This window comes from Streptomyces sp. NPDC002004, from assembly GCF_053593975.1.
The window spans coordinates 12,634-37,287 of record NZ_JBSFDP010000003.1; the positions used below are offsets into that span (position 1 = coordinate 12,634).

24 protein-coding genes are annotated in these 24,654 nt (G+C 70.9%); 9 read left to right on the plus strand and 15 right to left on the minus strand.

All coding sequences use genetic code 11. From position 1 onward, the window contains the following. The first annotated feature begins 11 nt into the window (after positions 1 to 11). A complete protein-coding gene (locus ACWCP6_RS05950; protein WP_450931130.1) occupies positions 12 to 1,043 on the plus strand; it encodes a C40 family peptidase in 1,032 nt (343 codons plus the stop codon). A gap of 259 nt (positions 1,044 to 1,302) precedes the next feature. Then, positions 1,303 to 2,067 (plus strand): phosphatase PAP2 family protein, encoded by a 765-nt coding sequence (locus ACWCP6_RS05955; protein ID WP_450931131.1) that lies wholly within the window; start codon positions 1,303 to 1,305, stop codon positions 2,065 to 2,067. Here ACWCP6_RS05955 and ACWCP6_RS05960 read toward each other — a convergent pair. The 3 genes from ACWCP6_RS05960 to ACWCP6_RS05970 form a co-directional block, all read right to left on the minus strand. Further along, on the minus strand, positions 2,024 to 2,392 hold the full coding sequence (locus ACWCP6_RS05960; protein WP_450931132.1) for a hypothetical protein: 369 nt from the start codon (positions 2,390 to 2,392) through the stop codon (positions 2,024 to 2,026). The genes ACWCP6_RS05955 and ACWCP6_RS05960 overlap by 44 nt on opposite strands. 219 nt (positions 2,393 to 2,611) lie before the next feature. Continuing rightward, a complete protein-coding gene (locus tag ACWCP6_RS05965; protein WP_450931133.1) occupies positions 2,612 to 4,192 on the minus strand; it encodes an FAD-binding oxidoreductase in 1,581 nt (526 codons plus the stop codon). A 223-nt stretch (positions 4,193 to 4,415) separates the two neighbouring features. After that, the gene (locus ACWCP6_RS05970) at positions 4,416 to 4,589 is read right to left on the minus strand and encodes a hypothetical protein (protein ID WP_450931134.1); all 174 of its coding nucleotides are present in this window, start codon (positions 4,587 to 4,589) and stop codon (positions 4,416 to 4,418) included. Between the two features lie 95 nt (positions 4,590 to 4,684). On the opposite strand from ACWCP6_RS05970, the gene ACWCP6_RS05975 reads away from it, so the two are divergent. Further along, positions 4,685 to 5,575, plus strand: a complete 891-nt coding sequence (locus tag ACWCP6_RS05975; protein WP_450931135.1) for a hypothetical protein — start codon at positions 4,685 to 4,687, stop codon at positions 5,573 to 5,575. 98 nt (positions 5,576 to 5,673) lie between these two features. Beyond that, positions 5,674 to 5,865 carry a hypothetical protein gene (locus ACWCP6_RS05980; RefSeq protein ID WP_450931136.1) on the plus strand — a complete coding sequence of 64 codons (192 nt, stop codon included), beginning with the start codon at positions 5,674 to 5,676 and terminating at the stop codon, positions 5,863 to 5,865. A 158-nt stretch (positions 5,866 to 6,023) separates the two neighbouring features. On the opposite strand, the gene ACWCP6_RS05985 is transcribed toward ACWCP6_RS05980, so the two are convergent. After that, positions 6,024 to 6,392, minus strand: coding sequence for a metal-sensitive transcriptional regulator (locus ACWCP6_RS05985; RefSeq protein ID WP_450931137.1), 369 nt, complete (start codon positions 6,390 to 6,392; stop codon positions 6,024 to 6,026). A gap of 233 nt (positions 6,393 to 6,625) precedes the next feature. Between ACWCP6_RS05985 and ACWCP6_RS05990 the strand changes: the two genes are divergently transcribed. Then, a complete protein-coding gene (locus ACWCP6_RS05990) occupies positions 6,626 to 7,246 on the plus strand; it encodes a DUF47 domain-containing protein (protein ID WP_016644813.1) in 621 nt (206 codons plus the stop codon). Positions 7,247 to 7,255: 9 nt separating this feature from the next. Continuing rightward, positions 7,256 to 8,254, plus strand: a complete 999-nt coding sequence (locus ACWCP6_RS05995) for an anion permease (RefSeq protein ID WP_450931138.1) — start codon at positions 7,256 to 7,258, stop codon at positions 8,252 to 8,254. 379 nt (positions 8,255 to 8,633) lie between these two features. Here ACWCP6_RS05995 and pstB read toward each other — a convergent pair whose 3' ends face one another. The 10 genes from pstB to ACWCP6_RS06045 form a co-directional block, all read right to left on the minus strand. Continuing rightward, positions 8,634 to 9,410 carry a phosphate ABC transporter ATP-binding protein PstB gene (gene pstB, locus ACWCP6_RS06000; protein WP_450931139.1) on the minus strand — a complete coding sequence of 259 codons (777 nt, stop codon included), beginning with the start codon at positions 9,408 to 9,410 and terminating at the stop codon, positions 8,634 to 8,636. 27 nt (positions 9,411 to 9,437) lie between these two features. After that, positions 9,438 to 10,505, minus strand: a complete 1,068-nt coding sequence (gene pstA / locus ACWCP6_RS06005) for a phosphate ABC transporter permease PstA (protein ID WP_450931140.1) — start codon at positions 10,503 to 10,505, stop codon at positions 9,438 to 9,440. Further along, positions 10,502 to 11,515: a phosphate ABC transporter permease subunit PstC gene (pstC, locus tag ACWCP6_RS06010; protein WP_450931141.1), complete on the minus strand. Its 1,014-nt coding sequence runs from the start codon at positions 11,513 to 11,515 to the stop codon at positions 10,502 to 10,504. The genes pstA and pstC overlap by 4 nt, the downstream gene beginning before the upstream one ends. Before the next feature lie 111 nt (positions 11,516 to 11,626). Then, entirely contained in the window at positions 11,627 to 12,760 is a 1,134-nt protein-coding gene (gene pstS, locus ACWCP6_RS06015) for a phosphate ABC transporter substrate-binding protein PstS (RefSeq protein ID WP_450931142.1), read from the minus strand. 592 nt (positions 12,761 to 13,352) lie between these two features. After that, on the minus strand, positions 13,353 to 13,766 hold the full coding sequence (locus ACWCP6_RS06020; RefSeq protein ID WP_450931143.1) for an NUDIX hydrolase: 414 nt from the start codon (positions 13,764 to 13,766) through the stop codon (positions 13,353 to 13,355). Next, entirely contained in the window at positions 13,763 to 14,836 is a 1,074-nt protein-coding gene (locus tag ACWCP6_RS06025; RefSeq protein WP_450931144.1) for a CHAD domain-containing protein, read from the minus strand. Before ACWCP6_RS06025 ends, ACWCP6_RS06020 begins: the two co-directional genes overlap by 4 nt. Beyond that, positions 14,823 to 17,114: an RNA degradosome polyphosphate kinase gene (locus tag ACWCP6_RS06030; protein WP_450931145.1), complete on the minus strand. Its 2,292-nt coding sequence runs from the start codon at positions 17,112 to 17,114 to the stop codon at positions 14,823 to 14,825. The genes ACWCP6_RS06025 and ACWCP6_RS06030 overlap by 14 nt, the downstream gene beginning before the upstream one ends. Before the next feature lie 180 nt (positions 17,115 to 17,294). Continuing rightward, on the minus strand, positions 17,295 to 18,248 hold the full coding sequence (locus tag ACWCP6_RS06035) for an ABC transporter permease (RefSeq protein WP_450931146.1): 954 nt from the start codon (positions 18,246 to 18,248) through the stop codon (positions 17,295 to 17,297). Continuing rightward, positions 18,245 to 19,150 carry an ABC transporter ATP-binding protein gene (locus ACWCP6_RS06040; protein ID WP_450931147.1) on the minus strand — a complete coding sequence of 302 codons (906 nt, stop codon included), beginning with the start codon at positions 19,148 to 19,150 and terminating at the stop codon, positions 18,245 to 18,247. Before ACWCP6_RS06040 ends, ACWCP6_RS06035 begins: the two co-directional genes overlap by 4 nt. Next, the gene (locus ACWCP6_RS06045; RefSeq protein ID WP_450931148.1) at positions 19,147 to 19,545 is read right to left on the minus strand and encodes a GntR family transcriptional regulator; all 399 of its coding nucleotides are present in this window, start codon (positions 19,543 to 19,545) and stop codon (positions 19,147 to 19,149) included. Before ACWCP6_RS06045 ends, ACWCP6_RS06040 begins: the two co-directional genes overlap by 4 nt. 128 nt (positions 19,546 to 19,673) lie before the next feature. Here ACWCP6_RS06045 and ACWCP6_RS06050 point away from each other — a divergent pair, with 128 nt between their 5' ends. Continuing rightward, positions 19,674 to 20,009 (plus strand): LppU/SCO3897 family protein, encoded by a 336-nt coding sequence (locus ACWCP6_RS06050; RefSeq protein WP_450931149.1) that lies wholly within the window; start codon positions 19,674 to 19,676, stop codon positions 20,007 to 20,009. A 154-nt stretch (positions 20,010 to 20,163) separates the two neighbouring features. Here the strand turns inward: ACWCP6_RS06050 and mshD are convergent, their stop codons facing one another. Next, entirely contained in the window at positions 20,164 to 21,096 is a 933-nt protein-coding gene (mshD, locus tag ACWCP6_RS06055) for a mycothiol synthase (RefSeq protein ID WP_450931150.1), read from the minus strand. A 206-nt stretch (positions 21,097 to 21,302) separates the two neighbouring features. Between mshD and ACWCP6_RS06060 the strand changes: the two genes are divergently transcribed. Further along, complete coding sequence (locus ACWCP6_RS06060; protein ID WP_450931151.1) at positions 21,303 to 23,114, plus strand: bifunctional metallophosphatase/5'-nucleotidase; 1,812 nt, start codon at positions 21,303 to 21,305, stop codon at positions 23,112 to 23,114. Between the two features lie 66 nt (positions 23,115 to 23,180). Next, the gene (locus ACWCP6_RS06065; protein ID WP_450931152.1) at positions 23,181 to 24,548 is read left to right on the plus strand and encodes an LmeA family phospholipid-binding protein; all 1,368 of its coding nucleotides are present in this window, start codon (positions 23,181 to 23,183) and stop codon (positions 24,546 to 24,548) included. Positions 24,549 to 24,654: the final 106 nt, after the last annotated feature.

Here is a 24,654-nt window from a genome sequence, read left to right on the forward strand (position 1 = left end):
ACAGGGCTGCGATGGGGGAGAGTTGGAGGGTGCGGAAGGTCTGGGTGGCAAGCGGCGTCGCGGTCGCTCTGTGTCTGAGCTTCGTCGGCCTCCTCGTGGTCGGCACCTTCATCGTGGCCGGGAACCTCACCAACGGTGTCGGGGGACAGTCCGTCGGGCTGGCCAAGGGCGCCGTACCGGCGGCGTACCAGCCCGTCGTGCAGAAGTGGGGCAACCTGTGCAGGGCCCTCAACCCCGCGCTGCTCGCCGCCCAGCTGTACCAGGAGAGCGGCTGGGACGCCCACGCGGAGAGCCACGCACAGGCCCAGGGCATCGCACAGTTCATCCCCAGCACCTGGGCCACGCACGGCATCGACGGCAACGGTGACGGCAAGCGGGACATCTGGAACCCCGCCGACGCCATTCCGTCCGCGGCCTCCTACGACTGCGAACTCGCCAAATATGTGAAGGACGTGCCGGGCGACGTCACGGACAACATGCTGGCCGCGTACAACGCCGGCGCCTACCGGGTCATCAAGGCGGGCGGCGTACCGGCGATCCGGGAGACCCAGGGCTACGTCAAGACGATCCGCACGCTCGAGAAGAGCTTCGCGCGCCCCCTCGGCAGGCTGTCGCCCTCGCGGCAGGCCGCCGGGGCGATCTACTACGCGCAGAACAAGCTCGGGACCGAGTACCTGTGGGGCGGGGACGGGACGCCCGACCAGGGCGGGCGGTTCGACTGTTCGGGGCTGACCAAGGCTGCCTACCGGAGTGTGGGCGTGGAGCTGCCCCGGGTCGCCAACGACCAGTACAACGCCGGGCCGCACCCCAAACGGGACGAACTGCTTCCGGGAGACCTCGTCTTCTTCTCCGACGACCTCAGCAACTCCCGGGCGATCCGGCACGTGGGGATCTACGTCGGCGGCGGGTACATGATCGACGCACCCCGGACGGGTGCCGTGATCCGGTTCGACCCGGTCGACACACCGGACTACTTCGGCGCCACACGGGTCACGGAGGACGGAGCGAAGGCGCTGGAGGCCGCGTCGCCTTCGCAGGTGTGAGGCGGGGTACCGCGGCGGAAGCCGGACGGAACTGCCGTGGCCGAAAATTTTCGTTACGCTCTGTGAGAGCTGCCCCCTGAGCTGCAGTGATGTGTCTCTCTTCGATAACGTCTGCGTGATCATTCGGTGGAGAGTGGAACGTAGGGAAGGGGACCGTGCGTTCCTCTTGCTGAAGCGGATCTACGACCACGGGGGTTGACGGAGAGGCGCGCGTACGCGGCGCGCGCCGCGCGAGAGAAGACGAAGGGGCCGCACCACGATGGCTGGACTCGCCGCATCCGGGCCTGACCTCGACGTCGACCTGCTGTACGACATCAATGGCCTGGCCAAGGAATCTCCCGGCTGGCTCGACCGGGGCATGGCGTTCGTCGGCGAGTACGGCCTGCTGCTCGCCCTGGTGCTCCTCGTCCTGTGGTGCTGGTGGACGCAGCGGCGCCGGGCCGGCTCCCTCGACGACGCCGCGTCGTCGGCCGCCGCCATCGTCTGGGCGCCCCTCGCCGCCGCCATCGGCGTGCTGGTGAACGTCCCCATCCGCGGATTCGTCGGCCGCCCACGGCCGTTCGTCGACCACCAGGGGCTCGACGTACTGGTTGCGGGCAAGAGCGACTACTCGTTCGTCTCCGACCATGCGACGCTCGCGATGGCCATGGGCGTCGGTCTCTTCGTCGCGAACCGGACGTTCGGGCTCGTGGGGATCGGGCTCGCTCTTCTCGAAGGGTTCTGCCGGGTGTACATGGGCGTCCACTACCCGACCGACGTGGTCGGCGGCTTCGCGCTCGGCACGGCGGTCGCGCTTCTGCTGTCCCCGCTCGCGACGGCGGCGCTCACCCCGGTCGCACGGGCCGTCGGGCGTACCGCGCGGGGCGGATGGCTGATCCGTGCGCAGGGCTCCGCGGAGAGCACGGCGTCCACCGGGTCGGACGCCGGGGTTCCGGGGCCGCGCGACGCGGGCGGCCCGGACGCCGATGGGGCCGGGGACGCTACTGGGCGGCCGGGGGCACAGGAGCGGGACCTCGCCGCGTAGTCCTGCGGTGCGGACGTGACGGCTCCGGCTCCAGGGGGCCCGGGTCGGTCTGCGCGGCCGCGGCCGGCAGTGCGGCCGTCTGCTCCGAACCGGTCCGCCGTCCCCTGCGCCGCATCAGCAGGACGCCGCCGGCGGCCGCCGTGGTCGCCACGGCCGCAGAGGCGATGGCCAGCGGGCCCGCCTCGGGGTGCTCGTCGCCGTTGTCGGTCACGGCGGCGGTGGCCGCGCCCAGGGTGAGGGCGGCGGCCGAGGCGGCCGTGGCCGCGGCTATTCGGGTGCGGGTGGTTCGTACGGGCGCGGTGCGCTTGATGCGTATGGGTGTCATGCCTTCAGGGCAACGCGGGGTGCGTCTCTAGGCCAGCCGAGGGCGTGTTGGGGCACCCGTACGGGTTGCGGGTGCCGCCGTACGGGGGACGTGGCGGCCCGGGAGGTTTCGTCCGCTCGTCAGGGGGCGGGTCCCCCGGACGGCGGCGGCTGCCGCAGGCCCGGGGCACGGCCGTGGCCATGCCCCGGGAGGCCGCTCACGAGGCCCCCGGGGACGCCGCTACAGGGCCTGCGGGAACGTGAAGACGCGGTTCGGGTCGTACTTCTTCTTCAGGGCGGCCAGACGGGGCGCGGACCCGCCGTAGTACGCGGTGCGCCAGTTCGTCAGCGTGGGGTCGGTGTAGTTCTGGTAGGCGGCGCCGGAGGCGTAGCGCTTCATGGCGTTGTGGGCGCGGTCCAGCCAGGCCGTGGCCGTCGCACCGGAGGCACCGGCGCCCCAGGAGGCGATGTACTGGGCCAGCATCCGGGAACGGCGGTGGACGAAGGCCGTCGCGGTCGGATCGACGCGGTTGATGGCGCCGCCGAGCGCGGTGAGCGCGATGCTGCCGCCGCCGCCCCTGACGGCCTGTATCTGTGCGAGCAGGGCCTGGATGCCGGCCGCGGAGAGGGAACGGTCGAAGAAGTCGGAGCGGGCCGCATACGTCTCGCGGCCCAGGGCGCCCTTGGGGGTGCGGCCCGGGGTCGACCCGGGCAGATGGCACTGGGTGGGCTCGGCGAATGCGGAGCACCCCGCGTATATCTCCATCGCCTGCTCGTACGAACGGCGCTTGAGGGTGACGCTGCGGGCGGGGGCGCCCACGCGGTCGGCGAGACGGTCGACCGCGTTCTGCAGCTCGCCGTAGGTGCCGAGCGAGAACGCGGCGACCGAGACGGTGGGCGTGCCGCCGGGTGTGTTGGCGAGATGGCAGGACGACCAGATCTCGTCGGGCTGGTCCGGGCCCCACTCCTGCCACGCCTTGACGACGGCGGCGGCCTTCGCCCAGGGCCAGGTCAGATAGGCGGTGACCGCCTGGGGTGCCGGGTGCGGGCGGAAGCGGAGTTCCGTCACGATGCCGAAGTTGCCGTTGCCCGCGCCGCGCAGCGCCCAGAACAGGTCGCTGTTGTGCGACTTGTCGGCGACGAGCTGCTTGCCGTCGGCGGTGATCAGCGTCGCCTGGGTCAGGCTGTCGCACGTCAGGCCGTAGGCCCGGGAGACCACGCCGTGGCCGCCGCCGAGGGTGAGGCCGGAGACGCCGACGGTGGGGCAGGAGCCGGCGGGGATGGTGACGCCCTTGGCGGCCAGGGCGCGGTACACGTCGATCAGCTTGGAGCCCGCACCGACGACCGCCTCGCCGGCGCTCGCGCGGATCTTCGACAGCTTCGACACGTCGATGATCAGCCGGTTGTCGCCGGAGGACCAGCCGGCGTAGGAGTGACCGCCGTTGCGTATCGCCACCGGTATGTGGTGGGCGCGGGCGTACGAGAGGGTCGTACGGATGTCGTCGGCGTGCGCGACGTAGGCGACGCCCGCGGGCTTCAGGTTGTCGAAGCGGGTGTTGTAGAGCTGGTGGGCGGTGGGCCAGGCACCGTCGCCCGGGCGGACCAGGATGCCGTCCAGGTCCTTGGCGAGGGCCTTCCAGTTGGCGGCGGACGCGTTGGCTGCCGTGGCGGTGCGCAGGGGCGTGCCCGAGGTGTCCGCCGTCGTGGCGGTACGGGCGGCGTCCGTGCCCTTGGTGCCGTGGGAGCCTCCCGCGGTGCAGGCCGTCGCGGCCGCCGCGGCCAGCGTGGCCGCGCCCGCCCCTATGAACATCCGCCGTTCCATGGTCTCGTCTCCCCGTCCCGCCGTGCCCCGGTCACGGGCTCTGGCATCCGTTGCTGGACGAGACGACTATGCGGGTGCCGGGGTTCCATCCCGATACCGGGGTCCCCGCGAGCGGAACACCCGCGCGCCGCACCGGCACAGGACCCGCGCCCGAGGCCCGCGGCTGGCGCGCCCGTGGCGGCCGGCGAACAGGTCGTGGCGGTCGGCGGAGCGGTCGTGCCGGTCAGACGGCCGTCGTGTGTTCGTCCGCGTCCGACCTCGCCCGGCTCCGCGCTCTTCTCGCCGGCCCCCGCCAGCCGCAGCTGCAGTGGGCCGCGCAGAAGCGGCCCTGCTCGACCGTGGTCGTGCGGTGGTCTTCGGGTGCGGGTATGTCCGCGGGGTCCTGGGGCTGTGCCACGGCTCCACGGTACCGGCGTGACGGGCGCCCCCACGGGTCGTTAAACGGAATGACAGGGCGTTCGGACACGCACGGACGGGCTTGGGGGTCGGACGATGGTGGCGCGACAGCACGGGAGGGCAGGCGGCGCGCTGGTCGCTGCCATCGCGGTGGCGGGGCTGATGGCCGGTGTCACGGGGTGTTCCGGAGGCGGCGCCGCGGCCGCCGAGGACGGACATGCACCCGATCCCGTCGAAGCGCTCCACCAGGCCGCCGCCCGGCTGATCGGCGCGGGGTCGTCGAAGGCGCATACGTCGATGGAGATGGCCACCGGTGGGACCAGGGTCACCATCCGGGGCGAGGGGGTGTACGACTACCGCCGGGGCCTCGGGCAGTTGAAGGTGACGCTGCCGAAGGACCCGGCGGGGGAGGCGGAGCACCGGCCGATCACCGAACTCCTCGCGCCCGGCGCGCTGTACATGAAGAACCGGGGCGCGGGTGTGCCCGAGAACAAGTGGGTGCGGGTCGAGACGGCGTCGCTGTCGGACGGGAATCTGGTCACCGGGGGCGCCACGGACCCCCTCGTCGCCGCCGAAGTGCTCCGCGGCGCCCGGAAAGTGACGTATGTGGGGGAAAGCGAGGTGGCCGGGGTGCCCGTGCGGCACTATCGCGGCACCGCCGATCTGCGCCGGGCCGCGCAGAACGCGTCACCGGAGAACCGGGCGGCACTGGCCGCGGCGGCGAAAGGGTTCTCCACGGCCGAGGTTCCGTTCGACGTGTACCTCGACCACCAGGGGCGCGTCCGCAAACTGCGCCACGAATTCAGTTTCGCCAGCTCGGTGGAGCGGGGCGGCGGCGGGTCGGCCGGGCGGGACAAGGGGCACGGGGAGCGGCGGGAGACCGTCGCCGTGGCCTCGACACTGCTGCTGTTCGACTTCGGAGCGCCGGCGAAGGTGCGGCTGCCGGAGGCCGGGGACATCTACGCGGGGAAGATCGCCGAGCAGTGAGGACCCCGGGCGGGGGGCTGGAAATGGCCCTTCCGTGCCATGCGCGGGCTGTGGAGCGGTCCCTACTCTAGGAAGTCGGTGGCGGCAAGAAAGAGGTGATGTGGGTGACTGCGGTACGCGCAACGGCGGTTCAGGACCACATCGCCCTCGCCGAGATCGAGCTGTGCGGTGAGCTGATCATCGCGGCGTCGGCGGCCCGGGAGGAACGGCTGAGCGCCGACCGCATCGACGAGGTGCTGAGAGTCGGGGACGACCGCGACAGGGCCGACGCCGACAGGAACTTCGGGTGACGCAGGTCCCGGGTGACCTTCGCCTCGGGTGACATGGATCTCAGGTGACCTGTCCCTCATGCCCCGGCGCCGGGGGCCGTGCATCCGTCCCCGGCCCGTCCGTCATCTGCGGCCCCGGCCCTGGCCCCGCGCCGTTCGCCGCGTCCCCGGCCGCGGCATCAGGTCCTGAGCAGCCGTGCGATTGCCTTCGTCGCTTCCTCGACCTTCGCGTCGATCTCGTCGCCGCCCTTGAGTGCCGCATCCGCCACGCAGTGCCGCAGATGCTCCTCGAGGAGCTGGAGGGCGAAGGACTGGAGGGCCTTCGTAGACGCCGAGACCTGGGTGAGTATGTCGATGCAGTAGACGTCCTCGTCGACCATGCGCTGCAGGCCCCGGATCTGGCCCTCGATGCGGCGCAGCCGCTTCAGATGCTCGTCCTTCTGCTTGTGGTAGCCGTGCACCCCGCGGTCGTGGTCGGTGACGATCTCCGCCGCGCCCGCCGCAGTCGTACCGGGCGCCGTCACGCCCGTCGTCGCGTCCGTCGTCATCGCGTCCTCCCGTTGGGACGGGAGCCTCCCGAGGCTCCCTGGCTGAAGCTGTACGCCCCGTATACCCCTAGTGGGTATATGGTACCGAATTTTCCTGGGTACGAGACCGTTGGCCGGACCCAGTACGGAGCACAGTGCCCGATGGGCGACACTGGGGGATGGCCCGTTAGCCGTGGCCGGATGATGCGCCTAGCATCAGCCTGACCGAAACCGATGTACCCCAAGGACCCCTTGTGCGCTTTCGTCTGACCCCCAGGGAGACGAGCTTCTACGACATGTTCGCCGCATCCGCGGACAACATCGTCACGGGCTCGAAGCTCCTGATGGAACTGCTCGGGGCGGACGCCTCCGCCCGGGCCGAGATCGCAGAGCGTATGCGGGCCGCGGAACACGCCGGTGACGACGCCACGCACGCGATCTTCCACCAGCTGAACTCCTCGTTCATCACGCCGTTCGACCGTGAGGACATCTACTCCCTGGCGTCGTCCCTCGACGACATCATGGACTTCATGGAGGAGGCCGTCGACCTGGTCGTGCTGTACCAGGTCGAGGAGCTCCCCAAGGGCGTCGAGCAGCAGATCGAGGTACTCGCGCGGGCCGCCGAGCTCACGGCGGAGGCCATGCCGCACCTGCGGACCATGGACAACCTCACCGAGTACTGGATCGAGGTCAACCGCCTCGAGAACCAGGCCGACCAGATCCACCGCAAGCTGCTCGCCCACCTCTTCAACGGCAAGTACGACGCGATCGAGGTGCTCAAGCTCAAGCAGATCGTGGACGTCCTGGAGGAGGCCGCGGACGCTTTCGAGCACGTGGCGAACACGGTGGAGACCATCGCCGTCAAGGAGTCCTGAGACACGTCCATGGACACCTTCGCGCTGGTGCTGACCATTGCGGTCGCGCTCTTCTTCACGTACACCAACGGCTTCCACGACTCGGCGAACGCCATCGCCACGTCCGTCTCCACACGGGCCCTGACACCACGGGCCGCGCTGGCGATGGCCGCGGTGATGAACCTCGCGGGCGCCTTCCTCGGCAGTGGTGTCGCTCACACCGTCAGCAAGGGCCTGATCGAGACGCCCAAGGGCTCGACGGGCATGGGCATCCTCTTTGCCGCGCTCATCGGGGCGATCGTCTGGAACCTCGTCACCTGGTACTTCGGGCTTCCCTCGTCCTCCTCGCACGCCCTGTTCGGCGGCCTGGTCGGCGCCGCGCTCGCGGGCGGTACGCAGGTCATCTGGTCCGGTGTGATCGACAAGGTCATCATCCCGATGTTCCTGTCGCCGGTGGTCGGCCTCATCGTCGGCTATCTCGTGATGTGCGCGATCATGTGGCTGTTCCGGCGGGCCAACCCGCACAAGGCCAAGCGCGGGTTCCGTATAGCGCAGACCGTTTCGGCGGCCGGCATGGCGCTCGGGCACGGTCTCCAGGACGCCCAGAAGACGATGGGTGTCGTGGTGATGGCGCTGGTCATCGCCGATGTGCAGGGGGCCGACGACCCGATTCCGGTCTGGGTGAAGATCGCCTGTGCGGTGATGCTGTCGCTCGGGACCTACGCGGGCGGCTGGCGCATCATGCGGACGCTGGGGCGCAAGATCATCGAACTGGATCCGCCGCAGGGGTTCGCCGCGGAGACCACGGGGGCGTCGATCATGTTCACGACCGCGTTCCTGTTCAAGGCGCCTATCTCCACGACGCATGTGATCACCTCGGCGATCATGGGTGTGGGGGCGACCAAGCGGGTCAACGCGGTGCGCTGGGGGGTCGCCAAGAACATCGTTCTCGGCTGGTTCATCACGATGCCCGCGGCCGCGCTCGTCGGGGCGGTCTGCTTCTGGATCGTGAACCTGGCCGTGCTGTAGCAGGGGTTCTCTCTTCCGGTGCCCGGCGCGGTGTACGCGCCGGGCACCGGCCGTTTCCGGGGGCGTACCCCCCGAGGCGGTGCGGTGCGTACCCGTGCCGGGTGCCCGGTGGGGTGCGTACCGCTTGCCGGCCGTTGCATCGGGCTGATGCAGCACGGCAGGCGCCCGGCACCGGGGTGCTGTGCCCACCCGTTCCGCCCCAGCGGAACGATTGCCCGCAGCGGGGGAGGGCCGCTTGCCCGCGGGCTGGGGAGAGTGCGGGGCGGTGTCGCCGGGTGTGGTGGGAGGGCGTGAAAAGGGGCCCGCCCCCCGGGAGCCAGGGGGCGGGCCCTTTTACTTCCTCGCGGTGGCACCGCCATGCAGCACCGCGAGGGGTCTGTCAGCCGAAGCGGCCGGAGATGTAGTCCTCGGTGGCCTGGACCGACGGGTTGGAGAAGATGCGCTCCGTCTCGTCGATCTCGATGAGGCGGCCGGGCTGGCCGACGGCGGCGAGGTTGAAGAAGGCGGTGCGGTCGGAGACGCGGGCCGCCTGCTGCATGTTGTGCGTCACGATGACGATCGTGAAGCGCTCCTTGAGCTCGCCGATCAGGTCCTCGATGGCGAGGGTGGAGATCGGGTCGAGGGCCGAGCAGGGCTCGTCCATCAGCAGGACCTGGGGCTCGACCGCGATCGCGCGGGCGATGCACAGGCGCTGCTGCTGACCGCCGGAGAGGCCGGAGCCCGGCTTGTTGAGGCGGTCCTTGACCTCGTTCCAGAGGTTGGCGCCCTTGAGCGACCGCTCGACGATGTCGGCCAGCTCGGACTTCTTGTAGTTGCCGTTCAGGCGCAGGCCGGCCGCGACGTTGTCGAAGATCGACATGGTCGGGAACGGGTTCGGGCGCTGGAAGACCATGCCGACCGTGCGGCGCACGGCGACGGGGTCGACCCCGGTGCCGTAGAGGTCCTCGTCGTCCAGGAGCACCTTGCCCTCGACGCGGCCACCGGGGGTGACCTCGTGCATGCGGTTGAGGGTGCGCAGGAAGGTGGACTTACCGCAGCCGGACGGGCCGATGAAGGCGGTCACGGAGCGGGGCTCGACGGTCATCGAGATGTCCTCGATGGCCTTGTGGGAGCCGTAGTAGGCGGTCAGACCGGAGACGTCGATTCGCTTGGCCATAATTCATTCACTTCCGGGGTGGCCGCGTCAGCGACCGGTCTTCGGGGCCTTCCAGCGGGCTATGCCGCGGGCCGCCAGGTTGAGGATCATGATGAAGGCGATCAGCACGAGGGCTGCCGCCCATGCGCGGTCGTACGCCGCCGGGCTGCCACCGCTGTTCGAGTACTGCTGGTAGATGTACAGCGGGAGCGAGGACTGGGGACCGTTGAACGGGTCGTTGTTGATCAACGGGTTGCCCCAGACCAGGAGCAGCACGGGGGCGGTCTCACCGGCGATACGGGCGACGGCCAGCATCACACCGGTGGTGATACCGCCGATCGACGTCGGCAGGACGACCTTGAGGATCGTGCGCCACTTGGGGACGCCGAGCGCGAGCGATGCCTCGCGCAGCTCGTTCGGGACGAGCTTGAGCATCTCCTCGGTGGAGCGGACCACGACCGGCACCATCAGGATGGCGAGGGCCATCGACCCGGCGAACCCGGAGTAGCCGAAGCCAAGGATCAGGATCCAGAAGCTGAGGATGAACAGACCGGCGACGATCGACGGGATGCCCGTCATGACGTCGACGAAGAAGGTGACCGCCTTCGCGAGCTTGCCGCGGCCGTATTCGACCAGGTAGATCGCGGTGAGCAGGCCGATCGGCACGGCGATCAGGGCGGCGAGGCCGACCTGCTCCAGGGTGCCGAGGATGGCGTGGTAGATGCCGCCGCCGGGCTCGTAGTCGGCGACGGTGCCCATCGAGTGCGACAGGAAGTACGGGCTGAGCGCCTTCACGCCGCGCGAGACGGTCACGTAGATCAGGGAGACCAGCGGTACCACGGCGAGGACGAACGCGACCCAGACGATGCTGGTCGCGACCCGGTCCTTGGCCTGGCGGCGGCCCTCGACCTTGGCGGCGAAGCCGTACGTGCCGGCGACGAAGAGCACGGCGGCGATCAGGCCCCACTGGACGCGGCTGTCGAGGCCGGCGCCGAGGCCGATCGCGATGCCCGCGGCGAGGGAGCCGACGGCGAGGGCCCAGGGGGCCCAGCGGGGCAGGCGGGCGGCGCTGAGGGAGTTCGGCGCCTTGGGGGCGGTGGTGGCGGCGTGGCTCATGCGTTGGCCCCCGAGTACTCCTTGCGGCGGGCGATGATCGCGCGGGCCGCGCCGTTGACCAGCAGCGTGATGACGAACAGCACCAGACCGGAGGCGATGAGGGCGTCACGGCCCTGCTCGGAGGCCTCGGCGAACTTGGCGGCGATGTTCTGGGCGAAGGTGCCGCCGCCCGGGTCGAGCAGGCTGGCGTTGATCTCGAAGCTGGGGGAGAGGACCGTGGCGACGGCCATGGTCTCGCCGAGCGCACGGCCGAGGCCGAGCATCGAGGCGGAGATCACGCCGGAGCGGCCGAAGGGCAGCACCGACATGCGGATGACCTCCCAGCGGGTCGCGCCGAGCGCGAGCGCGGCCTCCTGGTGCATCAGGGGCGCCTGGCGGAAGACCTCACGGCTGACGTTGGTGATGATCGGCAGGATCATGATCGCCAGCAGGATGCCGACGGCGAGCAGGGTGCGCGGGGCGCCGCCCTCCCACGACAGGATGCCGGTCCAGCCGAAGTAGTCGTTGAGCCAGCTGTAGAGGCCGGTCAGGTGCGGCACCAGGAAGAGGGCGCCCCACAGGCCGTACACGATCGACGGCACGGCGGCCAGCAGGTCGATGACGTACGCGATGGGGCCGCCGAGCTTCTTCGGCGCGTAGTGCGTGAGGAAGAGCGCGATGCCGACGGCGACGGGGACCGCGATGGCCATGGCGATGACCGAGGAGACGATCGTGCCGAAGGCCAGGACCGCGATGCCGAACACCGGCGGGGTGTTGTTGGCGTCCCACTGGAACGTGGTGAGGAAGTTGCCGTGGTCCTTGCTGAGCACCAGCGAGGCGCGGTACGTCAGGAAGGCCGCGATGGCCGCCATGATCAGCAGCAGCAGGATGCCCGAGCCGCGGGACAGACCGAGGAAGATCCGGTCACCGGGGCGGGTGGCGCGGCGGGCGCCCTTCAGCCGGACCGGGGCCGTGGCGCCGGCGGCGGGTGGAGGTGGAGTTTCTGTGGCGTTCTGTGTCGATATATCCATCGGGGGTCTCCGGTCTGCGGAGTCGTGGGGAGGGTGGCTCCCGTACGGCTCCAGGCGGCGGTGCACCGGACGGTGCGGTCCGCTCCGTCACCGGAGCGGACCGCACTTTGATCAGCTCAGGGAGGCGACGGTCTCGCGAACCTTGGAGTTGATCTCGGCGGGGATCGGCGCGTAGTCGAGGTCCTTGAGGGAGCTCTGGCCGTCCTCGCTCGCGATGTAGGTCAGGAAGGACTTGGTGGCGGCCAGGGTGTCGGCCTTGTTGCCCTTCTCGCAGGCGATCTCGTAGGTCACGAGGGTGATCGGGTAGGCGCCGTCGGCCTTGGTCGCGTAGTTCAGCTGGAGGGCGAGGTCCTTGCCCTTGCCCACGACCTTGGCGTCCGCGATCGCCTTGGTGGCGTTGTCGATCGTGGCCTTGACCGGCTGCGAGGCACCCGTGTCGATGTCCACGGTCTTGATGCCGTCCTTGGCGTAGGACAGCTCGAAGTAGGAGATGGCGCCGGCGGTCTGCTTGACCTGCTGGGCCAGACCCGCGGAGCCGGTGGCGGACTGGCCGCCCTTGGCCTGCCAGGCCTTGCCGCCCTCGTACTTCCAGTCGGACGCGGCCGAGGCCTTCAGGTACTTGGTGAAGTTGTCCGTGGTGCCGGACTCGTCCGAGCGGTGGAAGGCCTGGATCTTGGTGCTGGGCAGCTTGGCCTTCGGGTTCAGCTTCTGGATGGCCTTGTCGTTCCAGGTCTTGATCTTGCTGTCGAAGATCTTGGCCAGGGTCGGGCCGTCCAGGACGAGGTTGTCGACGCCGGGGACGTTGTAACCGACGGCGATCGGGCCGCCGACCATCGGCAGGTCGATGGCCTGGCTGTCCTTGCAGACCTTCTTCGACTGCGCGAGCTCCTCGGGCTTCAGCGCGGAGTCGGAGCCGGCGAAGGCGACCTGGCCCTGGAGGAACGCGGTGACACCCGCGCCGGAGCCCTCGGGCTTGTAGTTGATCTGCACGTTCTTGCACTCGGCGGTGTAGGCCTTGACCCAGGCCTGGATCGCGTTCGCCTGCGCGGAGGAACCGTTGGCCAGCAGCTGGCCCTTGGCGTCGTCGCACTTGATGTTGCCGGCCTTGGCGGTGGCCTGCTTGCCGCCGCTGTCCTTGGTGCCGCTCGTGTCGTCGGAGCCGCACGCCGTGAGGGCCAGGGCGCCGGAGACGGCGATGGCGCCGAGGGAGAGGGCGCGGAGCCGGTTCTTGCGCTGAGACTTCACTTTCGGATGTTCCTTCCAGGAGCCGCCGTCCGTTTCGGCGGCGTGCGGAGTCGGTGTCACTACACGTCTAGCGCGCGGCGACGGGGGCCGAATATGTGCCCGGCCCGTCCCGCGTAAGGCCGAAATTAGGCAGAAGAGGTGACGTGGCATCCGGTCGGAAGTGAACGGCGGGTGAACCTCGGCGGACGGTGTGGTTAGGTCACGGAATGCTTACGGAACGGCCGCTTCAGGGGCACGGCCCCGGCGGGCCGGGTCGGGGCCCGGGCTCCCGGTGCCCGTGGCGGTCCGGCTTCGGGGCCGGGGCGGGGCCCGGTGCGAACCGGTGGCCGATGGGCGGCGGGCGGCGGTGGGTCCCGAGTTCGTCGGCTCGGGGCGCCGTACTTCGTCCGGTATGCGAAGCCACCGGCGGGCGCCCGACGGATAGATGTACCTTTTAGAACTTTATGGGCTCGATCGTCCTAAAGGTAGACGATATCCGCTTGCGCCTCGATCCTTCCCGCGCTTGCTGCCCCGGGCGTTCCCGTGCGCTCGCGAGCATCAGGCGTTCCCACCGCGCCCGCCGGCGGGGGACAGGAGCGCGGGTGCCCGGGAGTCACGCGAAGTGCAGGGCGCTGAGGAGGTCGTCGACCAGCTGCTTGTCCCGCAGCCGGGTCGCGCGCAGGCGGGCGTCCCGCGGCGGGAGCCAGACGATGCGGTCGATCTCGCGGTTTGGCTTGAAGTAGCCGGTCGTCGCCTCGGCCGCCCAGTACTGGACCTCCTTGGGGCGACCGCTCACGAGGTAGTGGACGGAGGGGAGCCGCGCCCCGACCACGCAGCGGTGACCCGTCTCCTCCTCCACCTCGCGGATCGCGCCCGCCAGCGGGTCCTCGTCCCGTTTCAGCTTCCCCTTGGGGTGCGACCAGTCGTCGTACTTCGGCCGGTGCACCAGACAGATCTCCAGCGCGCCGTCCACCGGCGAGCGCCGCCACAGGACGCACCCCGCCGCACGTACGATCCCGTCGCTCACGAGGTGATCGCCGCCTCCCGCTGCCACACCTGCTGGAACGCGAACCGGGCCGCCTCGACCTCGTGCCGCTGGTCGGCGTGCAGCACGCCCAGCGCGTAGGCGGTGGCCGGAGTGATGCGCGGTGTCCGGGCCGCCGACGCCGCCGCGGCGGCCGCTTCGGCCGCGTCCCGGTGCCGGTCGAGCGCCTGTCCGGCGCCGATGAGCCGGACGTCCGTGCCGTCGTCGCCCTCCAGCACCTCCAGGGCGTACCGGTGCAGCCGCAGCAGCGAGCGCACCTGGTGCCACGGCGCGTCCTGCGACTGCGGCACCGTCTCCGGCGCCAGCCCGTGCACCAGCGCCTCGGCGTTGTACGGGTGCCCGGCGAGGCCCAGCGGCAGCGCGGCCACGGCCTCCATCAGCCGGGCCTCCGCCTCGGCCGCGAGCGGCTTCAGCTCCACGGTGTCGGCGGCCGGCGCCAGCGGTACGTCGCTGGCCAGGACGGCGACACCGTCGGCCACCGCGTGGAAGCGGGACGAGCCGAGCGCCTGCAGCGCGGTGGAGTGCGCCCGGGTCCTGGCCAGGGTGAGCTGCCGGTCGAGCAGCGCCCCGGCCTTGGCGGCGCCCACGGTCAGCTGCCCGCCCGCGGCGCCCGCCCGTCCCCGGTCCCGGACCTGCTCGGCCGCGGGCACCTCCCACGCGGGTACGGCGCCGTGCGACGGCCGGCCCGCGACGGTCGCACCGGGGGCCGGAACCGCAGCGGCTCCCGACCCCGACAGCCGCTGCAGCGCGGCGAGCAGCCGTTCCAGCCGCGCGGCGTACGCATGCTCGCGCGCCAGGGTGCCGGAGAGCCAGGCCAACTCCGGGCGCAGCCCGTCGGCCCACTCGGCGTCGAGGAGGGGCCGGAACGTGTGCAGCGTCCCGCTGATCCGGCGGGCCGCCCGTCTGAGGGCGAGCGCCGCCTCCCCGTTGTCGCGGTTGTCGCGGCCCTCCTGGTGTTCCCGGAGCGAGCGGAGGAAGTCGGTCGCCTGACCTTGCAGGTAACCGGTGACCGCGTCTCCCGCGGCCTGCCCCGAGGGGTCACGTCGTGCCACGCCGGCGCCTCCGGGCGTCTATGAGCATCTCCTGAACGTTCGGCAGCGGCATCCCGTCCCCGTCGGTCGCATGCCGGGTCCAGTCGCCGTCGGGACCCAGGTGCCAGGAGGACGTGGTGTCGGACATACCGGTCTCCAGGAGCCGGTTGAGGGCTGCGCGATGGGCCGGGTCGGCGACCCTGACCAGTGCCTCGATACGACGGTCGAGGTTGCGGTGCATCATGTCGGCGCTGCCGATCCACACCTCCGGCTCGCCGCCGTTGCCGAAGGCGAAGACCCGGGAGTGCTCCAGGAAACGGCCCAGCACGGACCGCACGCTTATGTTCTCGGACAGGCCGTCGACCCCGGGGCGTATCGCGCAGATGCCGCGCACCCACACGTCGACGGGCACGCCGGCCCGCGAGGCGCGGTAGAGCGCGTCGATGACGGCCTCGTCGACCATCGAGTTGACCTTGAAGCGGACATAGGCGGGCCGCCCGGCGCGGTGGTGCTGGATCTCCTTGTTGATCCGCGAGATCAGACCGTCCCGCAGGGACTTCGGTGCGACGAGCAGCCGGCGGTAGGTCTCCCGCCGCGAGTAGCCGGAGAGCCGGTTGAACAGGTCGGACAGGTCGGCGCCGACCTGGGGATCGGCGGTGAGGAGCCCCAGGTCCTCGTAGAGCCGCGCGGTCTTCGGGTGGTAGTTGCCCGTGCCGACATGGCTGTAGCGGCGCAGGGTCTCGCCCTCCTGGCGGACGACCAGCGACAGCTTGCAGTGCGTCTTCAGGCCGACGAGCCCGTAGACGACGTGGCAGCCCGCCTCCTCCAGCTTTCGCGCCCACTTGATGTTGGCCTGCTCGTCGAAACGGGCCTTGATCTCGACCAGGACGAGGACCTGCTTGCCCGACTCGGCGGCGTCTATCAGCGCGTCGACGATCGGCGAGGTCTCCGAGGTCCGGTACAGCGTCTGCTTGATCGCGAGGACGTCCGGGTCGGCCGCGGCCTGCTCCAGGAACGCCTGGACGGAGGTGGAGAACGAGTCGTACGGGTGGTGCAGCAGCACGTCCCGCTCGCGCAGCGCCGCGAAGATGTCGGGCGGGGACGCGGACTCGACCTCGGCGAGGTCCCGGTGGGTGCCCGCGACGAACTTCGGGTACTTCAGCTCGGGCCGGTCGAGCTTGGCGATGCCGAACAGGCCGGTGAGGTCGAGCGGCCCGGGCAGCGGGTACACCTCGGCCTCGCTGATCTTCAGCTCGCGCACCAGCAGGTCCAGCACGTACTGGTCGATGGACTCCTCGACCTCCAGCCGGACCGGCGGCCCGAAGCGGCGCCGCATGAGCTCCTTCTCCAGGGCCTGGAGCAGGTTCTCGGCGTCGTCCTCCTCGACCTCCAGGTCCTCGTTCCTGGTCAGCCGGAAGGTGTGGTGCTCCAGCACCTCCATCCCCGGGAACAGCTCTTCCAGGTGCGCGGCGATGACGTCCTCGATGGGGACGTACCGGTTCGGGGACGCCTCCAGGAAGCGGGACAGCAGCGGCGGCACCTTGACGCGGGCGAAGTGGCGGTGGCCGCTCACCGGGTTGCGCACCACCACGGCGAGGTTCAGCGACAGGCCCGAGATGTACGGGAAGGGGTGTGCCGGGTCGACGGCCAGCGGGGTCAGCACCGGGAAGATCTGGTGCCGGAAGAGCGTGAAGAGCCGTGCCTGCTCCTTCTCCGTCAGCTCGTTCCAGCGGACCAGGTGGACGCCCTCCTCGGCGAGCGCCGGGGCGACGTCCTCCTGGTAGCAGGCGGCGTGCCGCGCCATCAGCTCGCGCGAGCGGGACCAGATCATCTCCAGCACCTCGCGGGGCTGGAGGCCGGAGGCGGAGCGGGTGGCGACGCCGGTCGCGATGCGCCGCTTCAGGCCGGCCACGCGGACCATGAAGAACTCGTCCAGGTTGCTGGCGAAGATCGCGAGGAAGTTCGCCCGCTCCAGCAGCGGGGTGTTCGGGTCCTCGGCGAGTTCCAGGACCCGTTCGTTGAACGCGAGCCAGCTGCGCTCCCGGTCGAGGAAGCGTCCCTGGGGCAGCTCGGCGTCGCCCTCGCCGCCCGTCTCCTCGTACACGTCGAGGTCGGTGTCGATCTCCGGCTCCAGGTCGGAGACCCTGGCCGCCACGGTGTGCGGACGGTGCGCGGCGATGGAGCCCACGGAGGGCTGGGCGTTCTGGGCGTTCGGAATGTTCTCGCGGCCCGCAGGGCCTCCACCGGGGGCGGTGGTGGTTGACGGGTGGGCCGGTGCCTGGGCGTGGGGCTGGCTCATGAACCCATTCTTCCGCGCGAGAGCCACTACGGGCGCGTCGGAATCCAATGGGTCGGGCACGACGGGCTGCATTCACCGAGCGTCGCAAGCCCGGCTGAACCGTCGGTTACGGGGATATGACGTGCAGGACATCGCGGGGAGGCTCCCGGGCGTTCGACCGTACGTCCGGGAGCCCCCGTTTCACGCCGTACGACGGCGCAGCACCCGGAACGCGGCGTACCCGGCCGCCGCGGCGAGGGCCAGCACGATGCCGCTCTCCAGGAGCTGGACGTACCAGTAGTGGGAGTGGGGGTGGTAGTCCACGAACCAGCCGGTGATGTGGAGGTCCGCGGGGCACTTGCCGGAGTCCGGCGCGCGCCGGAAGCAGGCGTCCCAGGGGAGGCGGCCGCCGGAGGAGGTGAAGTAGCCGGACCGCATGCGGAAGGAGCCGAAGGGCTCCAATCCCACGTGGGTGCCCGACCCGGTGATCGTCCGTACCGGGAACACGTCCCAGCGCACCGATCCGATGACGAACAGCACCAGCCCGGTGACCAGCGCCGCCAGCGAGGCGGCGGCCAGCGTGCGGTGCACCAGCAGCCCGACGAGCGTGCCCACGGCGACCGCGAGCAGGCTGTAGGCGAGCAGCACCGGGCCCGACGCCTCGTACATGCCGCGGTCCGCCCAGTTCAGGTTCCACCTGCCCCACTCCAGCGAGGTGGCGAGCCTGAACAGGAGCATGAGTGCGAGTGTGCCGGCCGAGGCGACGACGGCCGCCACCGACAGCTTCGCCGCCAGCCAACGGGCGGGCGAGAGCGACTGGGTCCAGGCGAGGCGGTGCGTCCCCGACTCCAGTTCACGGGCGATCAGGGGGCCGGCGACGAAGGCGCCGATCAGCAACGGCACGAGGAGGAGGGCGACGGCGGCGTACTCCGTCACGGACGACAGGAACGTCTCGCCGCTGGAGTACCAGAAGAAGCCGGGGTCGCAGGGGCCCACGCATTTCATCCGGTCCGGCTCCGGGTACGCCCAGGCCGCCCACCGGGCCGAGCCCAGGACCGCCGCCGCGCACAGCACCAGCGCCGCTCCCGCCCACAGCGCCGTCCTGTGCACCCGGACCGTGGCCCGCTGTGCCCCTCGCAGGGCCGTGGCGCTCATGCGGACACCGCCGTGGCGTCCGTGGTGGCGCCCGGTGTGAGCAGCGGTGGGGCGTCGGGGGAGCGGAGGTGGGCGAGCACGATGTCCTCCAGGGTCGGCCGGGCGGTCTCCCAGGCGGGGCCGGGCGGGTCGGCGGGGGCTTCGGGGCGGATCAGGGCCGTGAGGCCGCGGCCGGTGGCGCGGGCTTCGACGACCGTGTGCGGGGCGAGGTCCTCGGCCCGTCCGCGGCCGGTGACGAGGGTGTGCGCGGCGACCAGGTCGTCGATGCCGCCGCCGAGCCGCACCGTGCCCCCACCGATGAGCAGCAGCCAGTCGCAGGCGTCGGCCAGCTCGCCGACGATGTGCGAGGACATCACCACGGTGGTGCCGTGCTCGGCGGCCTCGGCGAGCAACGTGCCCATCAGCTCGTGGCGGGCCAGCGGGTCGAGGTCGGCCATCGGCTCGTCGAGGAGGAGCAGCTCGGGGCGCTTGCCGAGGGCGAGGGCGAGGGCGACACGGGTGCGCTGACCGCCGGAGAGGGAGCGCACCCGTGCGGCGGGATCGACTTCGCCGCCGCGCACGATCCGCTCGGCGACGCCCGCGTCCCAGCGGCCGGGGTTGAGTTCGCGGCCCAGCCGGAGGGTGTCCGCGACGGTCAGCTGCGGGTACAGCGGCTTGTCCTGGGCGACGTAGGCGATGCGTTCCCGGGCGGCTGCCGGGGTCGTGCCGAGGACGGTGAGCGCGCCCTTGGTGGGGCGGACGAGGCCTGCCGCGTGGGCGAGCAGCGTCGACTTGCCCGCGCCGTTGGGCCCGACCACGGCGCAGATCCGGCCTGCGGGCAGCCGGAACGTGCAGTCGCGCAGCGACCAGCTCCGGCCGAAGCTTTTGCCGAGCGAGGCCGCCTCGACGGCGGTGTCGGTCATGGTGAGTCCCCCTCGGTGCGGCTGAACGTCGCGTCCAGCACGGATGTGAAAAGCGCTGCGGCGTCGTCCCTGTCCAGTCCCGCGGTGCGGGCGCGGCCCAGCCAGTCGGCGAGTTCCGCGCGCAGCGGGGAGCCCGTCGGCGCGGCGGTGCCCAGGGACCTGCGGACGAAGGTGCCGAGGCCCCTGCGGGCCTCGACCAGCCCTTCGCGCTCCAGCTCGCGGTAGGCCTTGAGCACGGTGTTCGGATTGACGGCCGTGGCCTCGACGACCTCACGGGCCGTCGGCAGCTTGTCGCCCGCCTCCAACAGACCGAGGCGGAGCGCCTGTTTGGTCTGCTGGACGATCTGGAGGTAGGTGGCGACGCCGCTGCGCCGGTCGATGCGGTATTCGACCACTCGAGCAACCACCCTTTCACTAATTGAGTAGTGAAAGGGTGGTGTGCGGAGGGTGTGCGTGTCAAGATCGGGAAGCGGGTAACCTTCTGGCTTCCGTTGTTGATATGTACATGAAGTAGGGGGACTCTTTGTCCAGGCCGAACCAATCGCCCCTGGTCAGGATCGCCGTGATCGTCATCGCGGTCATCGGCGCCAGCGTCTGGTGGTTCGTGAAGAAGGACGAGCCATACACGCCGCCGAAGGACACCACCAGCGAGTGGGCTGCCGAGGTCGGCGACTGCATGCAGAACCACGGCACCGACGACGATCCGGACCTCCAGGTCGTCGACTGCTCCGACAGCAAGGCGCAGTACAAGGTCGAACAGACCCATGCCGACACCTGTGAGCCCGGTCAGACCAAGTACACGCAGACCAGGCGGGGCAGGGTACTGCTGACCCTCTGCATGTCGGAGATCAAGAAGTAGCCCACCCCGCGGCGGGCCGCGCGCCCGGGTGCGGGCCGGACGCCGTGCGGACGGGGCCGGAGGCGGACCCGTACGGGTTCACCTCCGGCCCGTACGAGTCCGCGCTCCCGTCATGCACGGGAGCGCGCTCGTACGGGAGGACGCCCGTACGCGGTCAGGACTCCGTCCGGTACATCAGGTCCGTCTCGTGGGTGACGAACCCGAGCCGCTCGTACACCCGGACCGCGGACTTGTTGTCGGCGTCGACGTAGAGCATCGCCGTCGGCAGGCCGGCGGCCGCGAGGTGCCGCAGGCCGATCGTGGTCAGTGCCCGCCCCAGGCCCCCGCCCTGGGCGCTGGGCAGCACTCCGAGGACGTACACCTCGCCGAGCTGTTCCTCGGCGTGGACCTTCGTCCAGTGGAAACCGACGATCCGGCCGTCGTCCTCCCGCACCGCGAGGAAGAAGCCCTCCGGGTCGAACCAGGGCTCCGTCTTGCGGTCGTCCAGGTCGCGCTGGGTCAGGGAGCCCTGTTCCGGGTGGTGGGCGAACGCCTCGGCGTTCACGGCGAGCCAGGCGGTGTCGTCCTGGCCGGGGACGAAGGTGCGGACGCGGATGCCCTCCGGGAGCACCGGGTCCGCCAGCTCCATGCCGGTCAACGGCCGTCGCATCTGGCGCAGTTCGCGGAACAGGGTGAGCCCGAGCACCTGCGAGAGGTGCCGGGCGGCGGAGTGCCCGCCGTGCGCCCAGACCCGCAGCCGCTTGCCGGACTCGGCGAGCAGGGCGGTGCCCAGGGCGCGGCCGTGCCCGTGGCCGCGGTGCGCCGGGTGGACCACCAGCTCGGCCGCCGGCGCCTCCACCGGGTCGGTGTCCTCCAGCTGGGCGTATCCGATCAGCTCGTCGTCGACGCTGAGCAGCAGATGGCGTACACCCTCGCGGGGCCCGCCGCGCAGTTGGAGCCGCCCCTGTTCCGACACGGCCAGCTGCCCGTCGGCCCGCGCGGCATCCATGATCAATCCGAGCGCGGCCTCGGTCTGGTCGGGGGTGAGAGAGGTCAGGGTCTGGATCCGCCGGAGCGGGGTGGAAAAGCGGGCGTCGTTGCTGCTCATGTCTAGAGCGTACGGCGGCGGGTTGGGCGAACTGGGCCTTTCCCGCGTTGCGCACCGCTCCGACCGCCCCCGACGCCCCTCCTTCCGCGGCGTGTGGCGCCCGGGCAACCAGCTCGTAACCGGCAACCCCCTGTTGCGCTACGCGCGTTGACCCTAGGCTGCGGCGGGCAGGGACCACTTGTCGCATACACCTCACAGGGGGACGCGTGTCAACCACTTCCCAGCCGCGCAGGCAGCCGGGACGCCGTATCCAGAGAGCGCTCGCCGCCGCCGCAGGGCTCGCCACCGTCGGTGCGCTCGCCGCGGCGATGCCCGCGAGCGCCCACAGCGGACACCACGGCCACCGGCACGACCGTACGGTCGACGTGCAGTTGCTGTCCTTCAACGACTTCCACGGGAACCTGGAGCCGCCGGCCGGGTCGTCGGGCCAGGTCGTCGAGACGGAGCCCGACGGCACGACGAAGAGGATCGACGCGGGTGGCATCGAGTACCTCGCCTCCTCGCTGCGCACCGCCCGCCGGAGCCACCCGTACAGCGTGACCGCGGCCGCGGGAGACCTGATCGGGGCGAGCCCGCTGCTCTCCGGGCTCTTCCACGACGAGCCGACCGTCGAGGCGATGAACAAGCTCGACCTCGATGTGACCAGCGTCGGCAACCACGAGTTCGACGAGGGCGCCAGGGAACTCGCCCGGATGCAGAACGGCGGGTGTCACCCCAAGGACGGGTGCTACGAACCCGGCCGGACGTTCGAGGGCGCCGACTACCCCTACCTCGCGGCCAACGTGACCGACGAGAAGACCGGCAAGCCCATCCTCAAGCCGTACTGGGTGTGGAAGCACAAGGGTGTCAAGATCGGTTTCATCGGTGTGACCCTGGAGGGCACGCCGGATATCGTCTCCGCGGACGGCGTCAAGGGGCTGAAGTTCCACGACGAGGTCGAGACGATCAACAAGTACGCCAAGGTGCTCGACCGGCAGGGCGTGAAGTCGATCGTCGCGCTCATCCACGAGGGCGGCGCGCCCGCCTCCTCGTCGTACAACTACAACTGCGACTCGCCCGGCTCGGGTGACGGCATCTCCGGCCCGATCGTCGACATCGCCAAGGGCGTCACGCCCAAGGTCGACGCGCTCGTGACCGGTCACACCCACCAGGCCTACGTCTGCACGATCCCCGACCCCTCGGGGCGGCCGCGCATGGTGACCTCCGCCGCCTCCTACGGCAAGCTCTACACGGACACCACGCTGACCTACGACCGCCGCAGCGGGGACATCGTCCGCACCGGCGTGAAGTCCGCGAACCACGTCGTCGACCGGACCCAGCCGAAGGCCGCCGACATGACGGCCCTCATCGCCCGCTGGAACAAGCTGGCCGCGCCCGTCGCCAACAAGCCGATCGGCTACATCTCCGCCGACATCAACGGCCGTGGCGCCGAGACGCCCGAGCAGCCGCTCGGCGACCTGATCGCCGACGCCCAGCTCGCGCACGCCAAGTCCCTGGACCCGAAGGCCTCGGTGGCGCTGATGAACCCCGGCGGCATCCGCGCCGACCTCGTCTACAAGGCGAGCGGGAGCGAGGGCGACGGTGTGGTGACGTACGGCGAGGGCTTCACCGTGCAGCCCTTCAGCAACACCGTCAATCTGGTCGACCTCACCGGCGCCCAGCTCGTCACCGCGCTCCAGCAGCAGGTCAGCGGCCCGAACGAGGCCTCCCCGAAGATCCTCCAGATCTCCGACGGGCTGACGTACACCCTCGACACGACCAAGACCGGCGCTGCCCGCGTCGTCGTCGACTCCATCAGGCTGAACGGCGCGCCGCTCGACCCGTCCGCCACCTACCGCGTCGCGATGAACTCGTTCCTCGCCGGCGGCGGCGACGGCTTCACGGAGCTCGGCAAGGGCACGAACCCGCTCGTCGGCGGAGACGACCTGAAGGCGCTCAACGACTATCTGACGGCCAGGTCATCGGCCGCCAGCCCGATCGCGCCGCCGAAGGCCGACCGGATTACGGTCATCAACTGACCAATTTTCAAAACAACTTGGGGTTGGGCTTGCGGATGGGGTCGGGATGTATGGTGAAATCTACCGATGCGTTCCCCCCACCGCATAGCCACGCATCCGACGTACGAGGCGCGACACGAAGCGCCCTACGCACCGCCGTACGACGTCCCGCACGCACCCCTGTACGAAGACGAGTACGGCGGTCTTCGCATCCCCTCAGATGGGCCGGCCGGCGAATCGGTTCCCCCGACGGGCCCGTCCGCCGCGCCGGTTGCTCCGCGCCGCAACCCGTACGACGAGCTGGCGGCTCTCGCGGACAATCCGTTGGAGGACTTCCTCGTCGAGGAGCCCGAGCCCGGCACCGGGGGCCCCGAGAGCGATGACGACTCCTGGACCCCGCCCAACCACCGTCGCGGCAGCCGCCGCCGCAACCGCTTCGCCGGTCTGCCCATCGCCGTCAAGTTCGTCGCCGGGGTCCTGGTCCTGGTGTCCTTCCTCACGCTCGCCGACCGCTGGGCCGTCCTCTACGCCGAGCACAAGGCCGCCGACAAGCTGAAGCACCAGATGCATCTGTCCGCCGCCCCCGAGGTGGAGATCGGCGGCTTCCCCTTCCTCACCCAGCTGGCCGCGCAGCGCCTCGACTCGGTGCGCGTCACCGTCCCCGACGTCGCCGCCGACCGCGTCACCCTCGCCGAGGTCTCCGCCACCGCACACGACGTACGCATCGACGGCGACGGCCCCACGTCCGTGCGCGGCGCTCTGGTCCACCGCATGCGCGGCCAGGTTCTGCTCTCCTTCGCCGACATGAACCGGGAACTCGGCGCCTCCCAGGTGACCTTCAGCGGCCGTGGCCCGGACCGCGTGCTGGCCCGCGGCACCCTGCCGGTCGCGGGCCACGAGCTGCGCCTGCGGGCCGATGCACGGATCCGGCGCGAGGGTGACCGCGGCATCGCCACCTCGATCGGCGGGATGCGCCTGGACATCGGCGATCTGGCGACGTACCGGCCGGGCACCCGCCCCTCCGAGGGCCTGCACCTGACCCGCTCCTCCGTGCGCCGCCTGGCCCGGGAGACGGCGAAGGCGAAGGCCTTCCTCTCCGTCCCGGCGATCGTGCACCGCCTGGGCGTCCCGGACGGGGTGGTGCGCGAGGCGCTGCGCGACGACGACAGGCTGAGCCGGCTGACCGGGACCCCGCGCTTTCTGCACGAGGTGATGCGGATGAACCTCATCGACGTGGCGCTGGCCCACCCCTGGCTCCTGAAGCGCCTCGGCCTCGACCCGTCCCTGCTGACCGCCCTGACCCATCTCACCCGCCCGCGGGTCGCCGACCGCCTCTCCCTCTCCTTCCACCTGCCGAAGCCCCGCGCGGGCGATGTGCGGCTGCTGGGCGTCACCGTCGAGAAGGGCGGCATCCGGGCGGATGTGGCGGGGTCGGGCCTGATGCTCGGGCACTAGGGGATGTCGTTCGGACCAGCCCGGGTCCGACCTGATCCGAACGAAACCCCCCAGGGGGTGTCCTGCGGCTCGCGCCGGGCGCACCGGGCCCGGCGCGAGCCGCAGG

Coding starts and splice junctions, on each gene's coding strand:
- ACWCP6_RS05955 (WP_450931131.1), top strand. CDS start 1,303: ATGGCTGGACTCGCCGCATCCGGGCCTGACCTCGACGTCGACCTGCTG.
- ACWCP6_RS06030 (WP_450931145.1), bottom strand. CDS start 17,114: ATGAGCCAGCCCCACGCCCAGGCACCGGCCCACCCGTCAACCACCACC.
- ACWCP6_RS05965 (WP_450931133.1), bottom strand. CDS start 4,192: ATGGAACGGCGGATGTTCATAGGGGCGGGCGCGGCCACGCTGGCCGCG.
- pstA (WP_450931140.1), bottom strand. CDS start 10,505: ATGAGCCACGCCGCCACCACCGCCCCCAAGGCGCCGAACTCCCTCAGC.
- ACWCP6_RS05995 (WP_450931138.1), top strand. CDS start 7,256: ATGGACACCTTCGCGCTGGTGCTGACCATTGCGGTCGCGCTCTTCTTC.
- ACWCP6_RS06065 (WP_450931152.1), top strand. CDS start 23,181: ATGCGTTCCCCCCACCGCATAGCCACGCATCCGACGTACGAGGCGCGA.
- ACWCP6_RS05975 (WP_450931135.1), top strand. CDS start 4,685: ATGGTGGCGCGACAGCACGGGAGGGCAGGCGGCGCGCTGGTCGCTGCC.
- ACWCP6_RS06035 (WP_450931146.1), bottom strand. CDS start 18,248: ATGAGCGCCACGGCCCTGCGAGGGGCACAGCGGGCCACGGTCCGGGTG.
- ACWCP6_RS05950 (WP_450931130.1), top strand. CDS start 12: ATGGGGGAGAGTTGGAGGGTGCGGAAGGTCTGGGTGGCAAGCGGCGTC.
- mshD (WP_450931150.1), bottom strand. CDS start 21,096: ATGAGCAGCAACGACGCCCGCTTTTCCACCCCGCTCCGGCGGATCCAG.
- pstC (WP_450931141.1), bottom strand. CDS start 11,515: ATGGATATATCGACACAGAACGCCACAGAAACTCCACCTCCACCCGCC.
- ACWCP6_RS06040 (WP_450931147.1), bottom strand. CDS start 19,150: ATGACCGACACCGCCGTCGAGGCGGCCTCGCTCGGCAAAAGCTTCGGC.
- ACWCP6_RS05960 (WP_450931132.1), bottom strand. CDS start 2,392: ATGACACCCATACGCATCAAGCGCACCGCGCCCGTACGAACCACCCGC.
- ACWCP6_RS05985 (WP_450931137.1), bottom strand. CDS start 6,392: ATGACGACGGACGCGACGACGGGCGTGACGGCGCCCGGTACGACTGCG.
- ACWCP6_RS05980 (WP_450931136.1), top strand. CDS start 5,674: ATGTGGGTGACTGCGGTACGCGCAACGGCGGTTCAGGACCACATCGCC.
- pstB (WP_450931139.1), bottom strand. CDS start 9,410: ATGGCCAAGCGAATCGACGTCTCCGGTCTGACCGCCTACTACGGCTCC.